A 13339-nucleotide genomic window follows, 5' to 3' on the forward strand; every position below is an offset into this window, starting at 1 on the left:
ATCCCGGACCCCTCCTATCCTGACTTTAGCTTATCAGTGACTCCAGATGGTCAAAAAATGCCGGATAGGAAACTGAAATGGCTTCAGCACCAGAAAGAGAAACATCCTCGCTGCAGATGGCGGCTCCGACGGCGAGCATCATGCCGATCCTGTGATCGCCATGGCTGGAGACCTCCCCGCCTTTCAGCTGAGTCCTTCCATTGATGATCATCCCGTCAGCTGTTGCTTCAATATCCGCTCCAAGCTTTTTCAGCTCATTGACGACCGTATCTATGCGATTGGTTTCCTTGACTTTCAATTCTTCAGCATCTTTAATGACCGTTTGCCCTTGTGCCTGGGTTGCCAGAAGCGCAATTACCGGAATCTCGTCAATAAGCCTTGGAATGATATCACCTTCAATGACCGTTCCCTTTAATTGCGAGAATCGGATGGTGATATCTCCGGCAGGTTCTGCACTCTCATTATGGTAGGGAAGAATGTCCATATCAGCCCCCATCCCTTGGAGAACCTCAATTATGCCTGTCCTTGTCGGATTCAGGCCGACATTTCTAAGGACTATTTCACTGCCGGGAATGATGGCGCCTGCAGCCAGGAAAAAGGCTGCAGAAGAAATATCCCCAGGAACATGCACCTTAGCGGCTTTCAGCTTCTGCCCGCCCTGCAGGCGGACTTCCATCCCTTCTGAAACAACCTCTCCGCCAAACTGGCGGATCATCCTTTCAGTATGGTCGCGCGTCTTTGCAGGTTCAATAAGAACGGTTTCCCCGCTGGCCTGGAGACCGGCAAACAAAAGGGCGGATTTCACCTGGGCGCTGGCTACGGGCAGCTCGTACCGGATGCCTTTGACTTCGCCTCCCTGGATGGAAAGCGGAGTATATTCCCCGCCTTTTCTTCCCCTGATTTGTGCCCCCATTTCCGCTAAGGGATTAGAGACGCGTGTCATCGGCCTCTTGGCAATCGACTCGTCGCCCGCCAAAACGCTATGGAAGGGAAGTCCGGCAAGAATGCCAAGCAAAAGCCTTATAGTGGTGCCTGAATTCCCGACATCCAGAATTCCGCTGGGCTCCCTAAGCCCTTCAAAGCCCTTACCGTCAATAATCATTTTGTCTTCCTCGTTTGTAATCGAAACACCAAGCTTGCGGAAACATGATACCGTGCTCAGGCAATCTTCTCCCATTAGGAAGTTCGACACCTCGGTCCTGCCTTCCGCTATCGCGCCAAACATGATGGATCGGTGGGAAACAGATTTATCTCCCGGAATATCAATTTCGCCCCTGAGGCTGCCTGTGTTCGTTTTCAATGTGACTGCTTCCATCCTTCATCACCCTTCGTATTTGCATATTAAGGCCCGGTGGAGGTTTCATAGGCGGTATAATGATGAATGCATGCTGCTGCCCGGTCCCTGTCCTCTTCCGTCTGGAAACTGATCACAAGCACACCGTAAATCTCTTCCCTCGTCTCAAGGATCCTGATATTGGTTATGCTGATTTCCGCTTTTGCCAGATAGCCGGTGATTTCAGAAATGACCCCGGGATAATCGGGGACATCTACGAATAGATCGTAAAATGCAGGAATGGCGCCTTTCTGCTTCTGCGGCAAGTCATCCCTGAATTGCTTTGCGCCCGCAAAATACTGCTGGATATCCCCGGCACTTTGACTTTCCAGCATCGCTGCCACCCGTTCCATTTCCGCCTTCCAGCTTCCCAAAAGCTTCAGGAGAACCTCCTTGTTAGCAAGAAGGATATCCCTCCACATTTCAGGACTGCTTGAAGCGATCCTTGTAATGTCACGGAATCCCCCTGCTGCGAGGCGGGGAACCAGTTCATGGGAGCGGCTTTCCTTTTCTGCCTGGTGAACAAGCGAGGCTGCAATAATATGGGGAAAATGGCTGATGATGCCTGTAAGATAATCATGCTCTTCTGGTGACACCTGAATGAATTTTGCTTTTGTCCCCGCAAGCCATTCTTTTAGCTCCATAATGTCCTTTTCCTTAACATGGGGCTCTGGCGTAAGCAGATAAAATGCGTTCTCGAATAAGATTTCCTTCGCTGCGATCACACCGCTTTTATGGGACCCTGCCATAGGATGGCCTCCGATGAACATGATTCCCTTTTCTTTAAGGCCTGCAGCACTTTTAACGACTTCCGCCTTTGTACTTCCTGCATCAGAAATGATCACACCTTTTTTCAGCTGCATTCTGCCGAGTCTGGCAAGTATATCGCCAGTCACCTTCACAGGCGCGGCCAGCAGGATCAAATCGGCCTTTGCTGCGCCTTCTTCAATGCTGTCCTCCGCTTCATCAATCACTCCCAGCATCCTTGCGAGCCTGCATTGCTCTTCATTAATATCAAAACCGGCAATGGATGCTTCTTTATGCTGCCGCTTTATGCCGAGAGCCAGGGAACCGCCTATCAGCCCGAGGCCGATAATGAATACGCGGCCTTTCATAAAAATCACCGCCTTTGCCGTGCTGCTCTATTCTTATCCGGCCTGTGCCTTTTGTGTGCTGCTCTTTATAAGGCTGCCGCTGTTTCCTCCAAAAATTGGCCGATCAGTTCCATGATTTCTTCATTCTGCTCCTTCGAGCCAATCGTGACCCTTATGGACTGCGGGCAGCCAAGACCCGCGCCAGACCGGACGATATAGCCTTTTTCCAGCAGATATTGAAAAACTTCATTGGCATCGCGCTTGAAGTCAATCAGAATGAAGTTCCCCTGGGAAGGATAATACTCCAGCCCTGCACCATCGCAGAAGGCATAAAACTGCTCCAGGCCTTCCCTGTTCCTGTTCCGGCATTCTTCTACATATTTCTGATCCCTAATCGCTTCTGCTGCAGCCATCTGGGCGAATGTATTCACATTGAACGGCTCCCTCGCAGGCTCCAGCGCCCTGATGACTTCCTCCCCTGCAATGCCATATCCGATCCGGAGGCTGGCAAGTCCGTAGATTTTCGAGAAGGTCCTGAGTACAATCAGATTGCTGAACTTTTCCAGGAGGCTCACTGCATGATAATAGTCATCGGCAACTGCATATTCGCAGTAGGCTTCATCAAGTACCACAAGGATATCTTCCGGCACCTTTTCCATGAACGAAACAAGCTTGTTCTCGTTTATATAGATGCCAGTCGGATTGTTCGGGCTGCAAAGCCAAATGACAGATGTATGTGCATCAACGGCTCCAAGCATCGCTTCTAGATCATGGGCACCATCAGTGAGGGGTATTTCCCTTACTTCAGCACCTTCTATCACCGCATTGTGCTTGTACTGGGGAAAAGTCGGTGCAGCCATGACCGTATTCCTGCCTGGCCCCAGCAGGGCACGCGAAATGATCTGGATCACTTCATCCGAACCATTCCCGAATATAAGCTGCCCTGGTTCAGTTCCCAGATGGGATGCCAATGTGCTTCTAAGCTCTCCTGCATATCCATCTGGATATTTTGCAAAGATGCCTGAGCTTTTCTGAAGGGCTTTGGCTGCTTCTTCAGAGCATCCGAAAGGGTTCTCATTTGATGCAAGCTTCACAATCTTTTCAAGTCCATATTGCTTTTTTACATCTTCAATAGATTTGCCTGGCTGGTATGGTGTTAAATCCAGCAATTGTTTTTTCCACTTCATTGTATAACCGCCCCTCCGACTCTTCTTTTCGCTACCTAATTAAAGTAATAAAGAACTGCTTTTATTTTATCATAAGTGCGCCTGTCCGGTGAGAGGCAGAATCATTTCTTTTCCAGGTCAGGCCTGAGGACAGCCGCTCCCCCAAGATATACATGGCTGATCTCCTGCTGGCTTTTTCCTGTATTTAGATGGATCATAACGCGGATACATAGCGGCAGAGCATCCTGTACAGACATTTCACGCATGCACATCACAGGTACATGCTTCCAGCCTTCAAGCGTCCGCATTGCTTTGGCAGGGAACCCCTGGTCTATGTCATCTGTCGCTGAAATGAATACAGAAGCAACCTCTTCCGGGGCTATGCTGTTTTCATCTATCATATTCTTTAACAGAAGTTCTGCTGATGCTGCAATTTCTTCTTCTGTGTTCGATTGTACTGTGATAGCTCCCCTGACACCTCTGATCATTTTCCAGCCCCCTTAACGGCAAACTTCTCCAGCGATTCCAGAAGCTCCCCATCAGGAATCTCTCTGAGAACTGGAATGCCGATACTATCAAGAAGAACAAAGTTCACTTTTTGCCCGATTGCCTTTTTATCCTGCTTCATCCTGGTCAGAAGTTCTGCCGGCTGAAGTCCTGACGGCAATGAGATGCTATAGCCCAGGCCCATCAGCCAGTCTCTGAATTGCCCGATGCCGAAATCAAGCCCGCATCTTTCTATGCTGAGCTCCAGGGCAAACAGCATCCCGATGACCACCGCTTCACCGTGTGTCATATTCCCATAACCGGATTCTGCTTCGATCGCGTGGCCGAGTGTGTGGCCAAAATTCAAGAAGGCCCTGACCCCAGCTTCCTTTTCATCCTCAGTGACAAAAGCATTTTTCACTTGTATGCCTTTCGATAGAATGAACAGCCATTCCTCATCCTTAATATCCTTAAGCGAATGGATATTGAGCAGCAGCCAGCTGTAAAAGGAAGGGTCCTTGATGAGTGCATGCTTGATCGCTTCGCCAAATCCTGACCTTACTTCCTTATCGGGAAGCGATTTTAAAAAATCCAGGTCATAGACAACCGCTTCAGGCTGATGGAAAGCACCGATCATATTTTTGCCTTCAGGGTGGTTGATGCCTACCTTGCCTCCCACTGCGCTGTCGTGCGCAAGTATGGTTGTCGGAACCTGGATGAACGGGATGCCCCGCATAAATGTAGCGGCAGCAAAGCCGGCGAGATCACCGACTGCTCCTCCCCCCAAAGCGATGACAGCCGATTTTCTATCAAGTTTCTTTTCAAGAGCAAAAGTTAAAGCTGCATAATAGACGTCAAATGTTTTTGCTTTTTCCCCGCTTGGTACAATATGTATGGAAGGATTAAATTCAGCAAGGGCTTCTTTCACCCTGCCAAGATGCAGGGATGCTACTGTCTCATCCGTTATAATCAGCAGGCTGGTCAGGCCGGGAAGCTTCTCTCTCAGCAAGCCGCCCAGTTCCCCCGCAGCTCCGGCGCCGATCAGGACCGGATATTCTTTTGAAAGGGTTTTAATGCTGATGGCCTCCATTAAAATTCCCTCGCATAATTCCGCTGTTCATTCACACTTTCAATCAGAGCATCCATTCTGTCTGCATAAAACTGGCTGCATATGGCGGAGGCAAGCTCCCAGGCAACGACATTTTCTGCGACCACGGCAGCAGCAGGGACAGCGCAGCTGTCTGAACGCTCTATGCTTGCAGTGAATGGCTCTTTCGTTTCAATATCCACACTCTGCAGCGGCTTATACAAGGTAGGAATCGGCTTCATGACCCCTCTTACTACAATCGGCATCCCTGTAGTCATACCGCCTTCAAATCCTCCAAGGCGATTGGTTTTCCTGGTATAGCCTTCTTCGCTATTCCAGACAATTTCGTCATGGACCTCGCTTCCAGGCTTGCGCGCCGCTTCAAAGCCCAGTCCGAATTCGACTCCTTTGAATGCATTGATGCTTACGATGGCAGCAGCCAGCTTTGCATCCAGCTTCCTGTCATAATGGACATATGATCCAACCCCGGCAGGCATTCCTTCAACAATGACTTCGACAATCCCTCCGATAGAATCGCCATTGGCCTTTGCATCGTCGATGGCCTGCATCATCCTTGGCTCTGCTTCCGGATCAAGGCAGCGGACTGGAGAGTTTTCTGTTCTTTCCTTTACCTCGGCCAGACTTTCATACGAAGCAGCGGCAGATTGGATGCCGCCGATTTCAACTACATGGGAGGCGATTTCAATTCCCAGCAAACTAAGCAGCTTTTTAGCTGCAGCACCGGCTGCAACCCTGACTGTCGTTTCCCTGGCAGAAGAACGCTCCAATACATTGCGCATGTCACGGTGACCGTACTTGATGGCACCGTTCAGATCAGCGTGCCCTGGGCGCGGCCGTGAGATTTTCCTTTTTATTTCGCTTTCTTCTTCAGGAGAAACAGGCTCCTGGCCCATCACTTTCGTCCAGTGCTTCCAGTCGTTATTTTCTACTTCAAGTGCGACCGGTGATCCTAAAGTGTACCCATGGCGGATTCCCCCGGCGATTTGCACGGTATCCTTTTCAATCTGCATCCGCCGTCCCCGGCCATGGCCTTTCTGCCTCCGGGCCAGTTCGGCATTAATATCTTCTTCGAGCAGCGGCATTCCTGCCGGCAGCCCTTCAATAATAACGGTCAGCTGAGGACCGTGTGATTCACCTGCTGTTAAGTATCTCAAAACTCTTTCCCCCTTCAACTCATTAAAGGATTATGTACCAATATATCACACGCACTATCATAAGCATAGCAAAAATTAAGAATTTTTCTGACAGCTGCCGAAAAAAGATCACATTTCCGCCTCTTCCAGCAAGCTCTCTTCCTGTTTTGCCGATGATGCCATTTTAGCATGTCCCCAGCAGCACTACAAAAACAAGTGCAATGAGCAAACACCTCTTATAATAGAAAAGGTCTGTTAGTGTTCAATGATGATTCAGGCTCATTCGAGTGTAACTTTGTTTCACACACATATCAGCACAGCCAATAGAAAAAAACCATGAAGTCTGCCGCTTCACAGTTTTATCTTTACGCTATTTTTTTCTGTAAAAAAAAGTATCCTCGGTCGCCAGTCCATACAGGCCAGGATTAAAAATCTGCTCTGTACTGCCTACAAAAAACAGTCCCCCAGGCCTCAAGGCCCCGCTGAACTTGTGGTAGAGCCCATCCTTTGCTTCTTCTGTAAAATAAATGAGGACATTCCGGCATACGATTAAATCATACGGTCCGCCGAAGGGATCAGACAGCAGGTTCTGCTTTTGGAAGACAACAGCCTTTTTTATCTCATCGGATATTTTGTAAAGGCTTCCTTCCTTCGTAAAATAATTCCTTTTCATACTATCCGGCATTTCATTCAGGGATCTTTCCTGATAAATGCCTGCCTGCGCTCTTGCCAGGACTTTTTCGTCGATATCTGTTGCCAGCACCTGTACTTGTGAGAGAGGCATGAATTTCCCCAGGATCATGGCGATCGTATAAGGCTCCTCGCCTGTGGAGCAGGCTGCACTCCAAACCTTAAGCCTGCCTCCCCTGCCAGCCAAAGAAGGCAGCAGCTGAGTTTCGAGTATTTCCCACCTTTTCGCATTTCTGTAAAACTCAGATACATTAATGGTCATGCGATCAAGGAACTCATCCAGCAGCTCTTTGTTCCTGCTTAATCCCTGGTAGAAATCCGAGAAAGAATGGAATCCTTTTTTTTCGTAGAGAGAAATAAGGCGCCTTTTCATCTGCGCTTCTTTATAAAGTGAAAGATCGATTCCTGTCTTAGCTTTAATCTGTCTGATAAAATCCTGATATTCCCCCGGCATTTCTGTTCTCCCTTATTGCATATTTAACACTAGTATAGCTGAAAAAAGGGAAAGGAGAATGGTTTTTTTGCTATATTTCGCCAAAATAAGTGTATGCGGTTACAAAAAAAGACACTTGCAGGCAAGTGTCTTTAATGGATTAGTTAACCCAGTCATTAATCAGTTTGGAATAGCCTGCAAGCTCGGATTCATTGAAGAAAAGGCCGATTTCACGTTCTGCACTCTCAGGAGAGTCTGAACCGTGAATAATATTCTTGCCTACAGTTACGGCAAAATCTCCGCGGATTGTCCCTGGGGCAGCATCCTTAGGATTTGTGGATCCCATCATCTGGCGGGCTGTCGCGATAACATTTTCCCCTTCCCAAACCATTGCAAATACCGGTCCGGAAGTAATGAAATCAACAAGTTCGCCAAAGAATGGGCGCTCTTTATGCTCTCCGTAATGCTGCTCAGCCAGTTCCTTTGAAATAACCATCAATTTACCGCCGGCAAGCTGAAAGCCTTTTTTCTCAAAACGGCTGACAATTTCACCTACAAGGTTGCGCTGGACGCCGTCAGGCTTGACCATTAAAAATGTTTTCTCCATTGTCTCCACTCCTAAAATCTTATGTATGAACAGCTCTATAATAGAGACATCCATGGAGAATAGTATCATTTTTTCGACAATTCTGCAACCGCTTAAAACTTTCTCTTGCCAATAAATTTAGCAATGTCACGGAGCGATTTTTTTGCCCGGTTATGCGGAAGGGTATCCAAAACGGCGAGCGCCTTGGATAAATATTGGTTGCTGACAGCGAAGGACCGCTCGATTGCGCCGGAATTTTTAATCAGTGATATCACTTTTTCAATTTCTAATCTATCCATCGTTTCATCCACTTTAACTATTTCCCTGCGGATTTCTTGATCCTCCATGGCAAAAAGGACAGGCAGCGTAATATTCCCCTGGAGCAGGTCTCCCCCTGCAGGCTTTCCAAGCTCCTTCTCCGTGCCCGTGAAATCAAGGATATCATCGGTAATCTGAAAGGACATCCCAACATAGTAGCCAAATTTGTACAGCTTTTTATGAATGCTTTCATCGACTCCGGCTGCGACTGCCCCAAGCTGGCAGCTTGCCGCAATCAGAAGTGCCGTCTTTCTTTTGATCCTTAAAAGGTAGTCCCTCAGATTTTGGTCAAAACGGTATTTGTCCTTGATTTGCTCAATTTCCCCCACACAAACTTCCACAATCGTCTTAGCCAGGATTTCATGGGCCTCAGGCCGCTCGATCTGTGTCATCACTTCAAGGGATTTCGCAAAAATATAATCGCCTGTATACATGGCCGTCCGATTGTCCCATTTTGCTTTGATGGTAGGCTTGCCCCTGCGCAGCTCTGCGTCATCAATCACATCATCATGCACCAGTGATGCCATATGGATCAGTTCAAGGGCTACGGCCACTTTTTTGATCTCGCCGATATCATATGAACCAAACTTTGCAGACAGCAAAACAAAAACAGGACGGATTCTTTTTCCTCCTGCCTGCAGCAAATGCATCGATGCATTTCGCAATAAAGGAGACTCTGCCTGCACGGTCTCCTCTAATGACTGTTCAATAATATTAATGTCAGAATCTAAAAATGAATACATCATCTTTAATTTCATCTTGTATCCACCCAGCTTTAATCATGTTTGCAAGCCTGTTAATCGACGAGCAACAAGTACTTATTTTCTCGGGGCCTGCCAGTTTCGGAAAGCCCCATCTTTCTCCGGCTGCAAACAGATGCAGAACTTACTTCAAGCCTGTATGGACAGCAGCGACTCCCCCGCTGTACGGCTTGAAGTCTACATTCTTGAAGCCTGCCTTACCGAACATCGCAGCAAGCTCCTTCATGCCTGGAAAATCCCTTGCTGACTCCTGGAGCCAGGAATACTCTTTATAGCTTTTCGCAAATACCCTTCCAAACAGCGGCATGATGTAGCGGAAGTAAGCATAATACAGCTGCTTATAGCCGAACATCGTAGGCTGCGAGGTTTCCAGGCATACTGCCATTCCCCCCGGTTTAAGGACCCTGTTCATTTCCCTCAGGACCTGCATATAATCCGGGACATTCCTCAGGCCGAAGCCAATGGTGACATAATCAAAAGAATTGTCTTCAAACGGCAGCTCCATCGCATTGCCGTGTATGAGCTCCACCTGGGACAAATTTCTGCTTTTCACCTTTTCCTCGCCAATTTTCAGCATGTTCTTGCTGAAATCAAGGCCTTTGACCTCGCCTTCCGGGCCAACAGCGTCTGCAAGCGCTATGGTCCAGTCTGCAGTCCCGCAGCAGAGATCCAGAGCTTTCTGCCCTTTCTGGACATTCATCTTTTTCATGGTATCCCTGCGCCATCGCTTATGCTGCTGAAAGCTGATGACAGAGTTCATCTGGTCATAGTTTCCGTATATCTTCTCGAATACGCCGTGTACGCGCTCTGCTTTGGATTGTTGTTCCATAAAAGTCACCCTTCTTCTGCAATGGATTTTGTCATGGGCTGATGCTGGTCAAGGATGGAATGGATCCGTTCCTCCAGCAGGCTATTAAGGAAAGGGACAGCTTTCATGCCTTTGTCTATCATATCTTTAGAGTGATCAATATAGCGGTTGCATATCAGAAGAAGATATCTCTTCTGCTCAGCAGACAATTCGGCAAGATCTTGTTCCTTTTTCGGGAATACAAGGCGTTTGAGGCGTTCAAACAGAAAGGATGTCCCGTGATCCAAATAGCGTCCCCTTTCTTCCATAAGCCTCTTCATCAGCAGAAGATAGGATGACAGCTCGGTCCAGGCAGGCTTATTAAAACATCCTGCGATTTTAGAGAACAGAGAGGACTCTATCAGCCTGACGCTTTCCATCAGTCCTTCGACATTTTCCGTTTCATGCTGGTAGACAGAAATTTTGTGCTCGTTCACTTCTTTGATGCCGTCCGACAGCAGCCGGATCATTCCGATATCCTTTGATTCCGAGAGAATCTTATAATATAAGCTGCTGTAGTAAATGCCGGCCAGGACGGTAAGCTGCCTGTTTTTTTGCATTTCGCCGGCAATTTGTGTATTGCTGACCTGTTCATGGGTATCAAGGGCGACCTGTATAAGCATGGCTGTCACTGAGTAGTCATTTTTCTGCTTCTGGGTCAAATCAGCTTCATTGAGCATGGAGACAAGAAGGAGCAGCTTATCACGATCGATAACCGGCTCATCAATATATTCAAGCAGGTAGGGGTGGAGGACCTTCCCCTCAATCTGCTTCCGGACATATTCCATATTTATTTTAATATCCTGCAATCTGATCACCCTTGTTCCCCGAAGGTCATTTATGTATTTCCTATGATGCTTGTGCATTCTTTTTATATAAGGCCGGTGCTGGTCTGGGCGCTGCCCATATAGCATTTGCCATTAGGGGCCATTTTAATATTGTCCACAATGAAACAGAGACAATTATATCATAAAAGGGGTTGCCGTGGCAGATTATATTGAAACTTATGTTCCGCCGGAAGCAAAAATGCCAGGCTTAAAGAGCTTTCTGAACCCCCCATGTGAACTGCTCCTATTTTTTCGCTTCGCTTTCCACTTCTCCATAGCAAGTCATGATCGACGCATTGCCCCTGATTTTTATAGCGGAAGTATGCTCGGTGAATTGGGCGATCATGACTTCCCCTTTATCAAGTTTTTCGGAATGGTGAAAGCGCGTGTCTGAGCCTCTGGTCAGCCCGATCACATTCACGCCGTCTTCCTTTGCTTTTATTACCACATAGTCTCCTGCCGGATTATTTCTCGTTTCCATATACTTCACTCCTTCAAGCCGTTCGGCCAAGATAAAAGGCTAAAAGCAGTACTTTCAGCCTCCGGGATGCAGATTAATCTTTTATTAATGAAAGGACTTCAGCCCTGGCCCTGGCATCTTCTGCCAAAACGCCTCTGACAGCAGAAGTGACAGTTTTGGAACCAGGCTTTTTAACGCCTCTCATCGTCATGCACATATGCTCGGCCTCTACGATGACCATTACGCCGTGGGGCTCCAATTTTTCCATAATAGCATTCGCTACAGTAGAGGTGATCCGCTCTTGCAGCTGCGGCCTTTTGGCCACTGCCTCTACTGCCCTTGCAAGCTTGCTGAGCCCTGTAACCCTGCCGTTTCTTGGGATATAGGCAACATGGGCCTTCCCAAAAAAAGGAACCAGATGGTGCTCACACATGCTGTAGAACGGAATGTCCTTTACAAGAACAAGCTCCTCATGCTCTTCGCCAAAAATAGTTTCAAAATATTCTTTAGGATCCTGTCCGATCCCCATAAAAACCTCTTCGTACATCTTTGCCACACGCTTTGGTGTATCGAGCAGGCCTTCACGGTTTGGGTCTTCTCCGATTGCTTCTAATATAGAACGCACCGCCTCTTCGATTTGGGCGCGGTTAACATTTGCCATGATTCATCCTCCTAAACCATCTCTCTCTAGTGCCTTTACCCATACATATTAGCATATCCATTTCCAAACAGGCAAAATACAAGGTGCGGGGCGGGGCGGGCTCGCTCCAAGAACAAAAGCGCAAGTGACTTAGTCACAATGGAACGCAGACAAAGAACATTGCCTCCTGGGGCAGCGTCTTCATGTCAAGCTTACCCGTGCTCCTTCTTAGGTCTCCAAGGAGCCGGCGGAGCTGCTGGACGCGGATCGAGAATTTACAGTTAGCTGCAAGCCATTCATTTCCTGAAAGAAAATAAAAGGCCGCGAAGAATTCGCGGCCTTTTGCTCAAGCATAAGCTTAAAGCACGGTATGTACTTATTTAACAGCGTCTTTAAGCGCTTTACCTGGTTTAAAAGCAGGAACTTTGCTTGCAGCGATTTCGATTTCATCACCTGTCTGCGGGTTGCGGCCCTTACGTGCAGCACGCTCGCGGACTTCAAAGTTTCCGAAACCGATCAATTGTACTTTATCACCATTTTTAAGTGCGTTAAGAATAGTATCAAATACAGCGTCAACTGCTTTAGTAGCGTCCTTTTTAGAAAGCTCGCCAGCTTCAGCAACTGCGTTAATTAGTTCTGTCTTGTTCATGCCTTTCACCTCCTCCCAAAAATCTTGCCCTGATAAGGATCTTATCATCATTTGTAAACAAATTTACGGAATTCTATACGTCGTGATGATTGGCATACCTTATATTAAATGAACGGCATGAAGATTTCAATCTTTTTTGCTAAAAAACCTTAATATACAAGGGTTTTCGCGGTCACGACGGTAATTCTGTTAAAAGATTATCATAATCATCTGGGCTTATCAAGAAATATTCATTAATTAATGGTAATCTTTTCTTATTTGAAACAAACTTGTAATAAGACACCCTTTTTTGTTACCCGATCCGCTATTTTTCAAAACATATATCATTTTTTTATCAAAGGCTTACGTAGGGCTCCTTGTTGATTCCGGAATCTTTCAGCCAATATTCAGCAATGCTGAAAGGAATCAAACAAAGATGCATACGGCTAATTACAAATTAACAGCATTGTTTGACACAGCTGTTAAAGCATCCATTTGTTCAATAAGCTAATTATTGGATCATTCAAGAAAAACTATTTAAGAGCACTCCCCGGCCAGCCATAATAGAGCGAACCTTCCCGGACTGAATGAGAGAATCAGTGACACTGAAAAATAAGCGGAGGAATTTCCCCTAATTTCGAAAAAACTCAAAAAATATTAGCAATAGACGGAGAAATTCCGGCTATCATTTCAAAAAACTGAAAAATGGGCAAATCCGCTCCTCTTTACCGGAAATTTTCCGCTTATTTACATCTATTCGGGTCATATTCAGCAGCTTAACCGGAAATTCTCCGCTAATTTTAAGGCTTTCTGGTCACTCAAATAAGGA

14 protein-coding genes are annotated in these 13339 nt (G+C 47.0%); all 14 read right to left on the minus strand.

The window, feature by feature from the left end:
• Window positions 1–25: 25 nt before the first annotated feature.
• Window positions 26–1315, minus strand: coding sequence for a 3-phosphoshikimate 1-carboxyvinyltransferase (gene aroA, locus AC4E8B_RS16500; protein ID WP_490214430.1), 1290 nt, complete (start codon window positions 1313–1315; stop codon window positions 26–28).
• Window positions 1316–1341: 26 nt separating this feature from the next.
• A complete protein-coding gene (locus AC4E8B_RS16505; RefSeq protein WP_490214431.1) occupies window positions 1342–2448 on the minus strand; it encodes a prephenate dehydrogenase in 1107 nt (368 codons plus the stop codon).
• 65 nt (window positions 2449–2513) lie between these two features.
• Window positions 2514–3614, minus strand: a complete 1101-nt coding sequence (hisC, locus tag AC4E8B_RS16510) for a histidinol-phosphate transaminase (RefSeq protein WP_490214432.1) — start codon at window positions 3612–3614, stop codon at window positions 2514–2516.
• A gap of 101 nt (window positions 3615–3715) precedes the next feature.
• Window positions 3716–4081, minus strand: coding sequence for a chorismate mutase (gene aroH, locus AC4E8B_RS16515; protein ID WP_490214433.1), 366 nt, complete (start codon window positions 4079–4081; stop codon window positions 3716–3718).
• Window positions 4078–5169 (minus strand): 3-dehydroquinate synthase, encoded by a 1092-nt coding sequence (gene aroB, locus AC4E8B_RS16520; protein WP_490214434.1) that lies wholly within the window; start codon window positions 5167–5169, stop codon window positions 4078–4080. The genes aroH and aroB overlap by 4 nt, the downstream gene beginning before the upstream one ends.
• A complete protein-coding gene (gene aroC, locus AC4E8B_RS16525) occupies window positions 5169–6341 on the minus strand; it encodes a chorismate synthase (RefSeq protein WP_490214435.1) in 1173 nt (390 codons plus the stop codon). Before aroC ends, aroB begins: the two co-directional genes overlap by 1 nt.
• A 349-nt stretch (window positions 6342–6690) precedes the next feature.
• On the minus strand, window positions 6691–7464 hold the full coding sequence (locus AC4E8B_RS16530) for a CheR family methyltransferase (protein WP_490214436.1): 774 nt from the start codon (window positions 7462–7464) through the stop codon (window positions 6691–6693).
• Between the two features lie 139 nt (window positions 7465–7603).
• Complete coding sequence (gene ndk / locus AC4E8B_RS16535; protein WP_094767149.1) at window positions 7604–8050, minus strand: nucleoside-diphosphate kinase; 447 nt, start codon at window positions 8048–8050, stop codon at window positions 7604–7606.
• Between the two features lie 92 nt (window positions 8051–8142).
• Window positions 8143–9105 (minus strand): heptaprenyl diphosphate synthase component II, encoded by a 963-nt coding sequence (gene hepT / locus AC4E8B_RS16540; protein ID WP_490214437.1) that lies wholly within the window; start codon window positions 9103–9105, stop codon window positions 8143–8145.
• 127 nt (window positions 9106–9232) lie between these two features.
• Window positions 9233–9937 carry a demethylmenaquinone methyltransferase gene (locus AC4E8B_RS16545; RefSeq protein ID WP_490214438.1) on the minus strand — a complete coding sequence of 235 codons (705 nt, stop codon included), beginning with the start codon at window positions 9935–9937 and terminating at the stop codon, window positions 9233–9235.
• 5 nt (window positions 9938–9942) lie between these two features.
• Window positions 9943–10773 carry a heptaprenyl diphosphate synthase component 1 gene (locus AC4E8B_RS16550; protein WP_490214439.1) on the minus strand — a complete coding sequence of 277 codons (831 nt, stop codon included), beginning with the start codon at window positions 10771–10773 and terminating at the stop codon, window positions 9943–9945.
• A gap of 253 nt (window positions 10774–11026) precedes the next feature.
• Window positions 11027–11263, minus strand: a complete 237-nt coding sequence (gene mtrB / locus AC4E8B_RS16555; protein ID WP_022544139.1) for a trp RNA-binding attenuation protein MtrB — start codon at window positions 11261–11263, stop codon at window positions 11027–11029.
• Between the two features lie 73 nt (window positions 11264–11336).
• Window positions 11337–11903, minus strand: coding sequence for a GTP cyclohydrolase I FolE (gene folE, locus AC4E8B_RS16560; RefSeq protein ID WP_224900886.1), 567 nt, complete (start codon window positions 11901–11903; stop codon window positions 11337–11339).
• Between the two features lie 355 nt (window positions 11904–12258).
• Complete coding sequence (locus AC4E8B_RS16565; protein ID WP_009794840.1) at window positions 12259–12531, minus strand: HU family DNA-binding protein; 273 nt, start codon at window positions 12529–12531, stop codon at window positions 12259–12261.
• Between the last annotated feature and the right edge of the window lie 808 nt (window positions 12532–13339).

It is taken from the genome of Bacillus sp. SRL543 (genome assembly GCF_984799205.1).

Bases quoted from the DNA above. Each gene is read 5' to 3' on its own strand.
- aroA (WP_490214430.1), bottom strand. From the start codon at position 1,315: ATGGAAGCAGTCACATTGAAAACGAACACAGGCAGCCTCAGGGGCGAA.
- AC4E8B_RS16505 (WP_490214431.1), bottom strand. From the start codon at position 2,448: ATGAAAGGCCGCGTATTCATTATCGGCCTCGGGCTGATAGGCGGTTCC.
- hisC (WP_490214432.1), bottom strand. From the start codon at position 3,614: ATGAAGTGGAAAAAACAATTGCTGGATTTAACACCATACCAGCCAGGC.
- aroH (WP_490214433.1), bottom strand. From the start codon at position 4,081: ATGATCAGAGGTGTCAGGGGAGCTATCACAGTACAATCGAACACAGAA.
- aroB (WP_490214434.1), bottom strand. From the start codon at position 5,169: ATGGAGGCCATCAGCATTAAAACCCTTTCAAAAGAATATCCGGTCCTG.
- AC4E8B_RS16530 (WP_490214436.1), bottom strand. From the start codon at position 7,464: ATGCCGGGGGAATATCAGGATTTTATCAGACAGATTAAAGCTAAGACA.
- ndk (WP_094767149.1), bottom strand. From the start codon at position 8,050: ATGGAGAAAACATTTTTAATGGTCAAGCCTGACGGCGTCCAGCGCAAC.
- hepT (WP_490214437.1), bottom strand. From the start codon at position 9,105: ATGAAATTAAAGATGATGTATTCATTTTTAGATTCTGACATTAATATT.
- AC4E8B_RS16545 (WP_490214438.1), bottom strand. From the start codon at position 9,937: ATGGAACAACAATCCAAAGCAGAGCGCGTACACGGCGTATTCGAGAAG.
- mtrB (WP_022544139.1), bottom strand. From the start codon at position 11,263: ATGGAAACGAGAAATAATCCGGCAGGAGACTATGTGGTAATAAAAGCA.
- folE (WP_224900886.1), bottom strand. From the start codon at position 11,903: ATGGCAAATGTTAACCGCGCCCAAATCGAAGAGGCGGTGCGTTCTATA.
- AC4E8B_RS16565 (WP_009794840.1), bottom strand. From the start codon at position 12,531: ATGAACAAGACAGAACTAATTAACGCAGTTGCTGAAGCTGGCGAGCTT.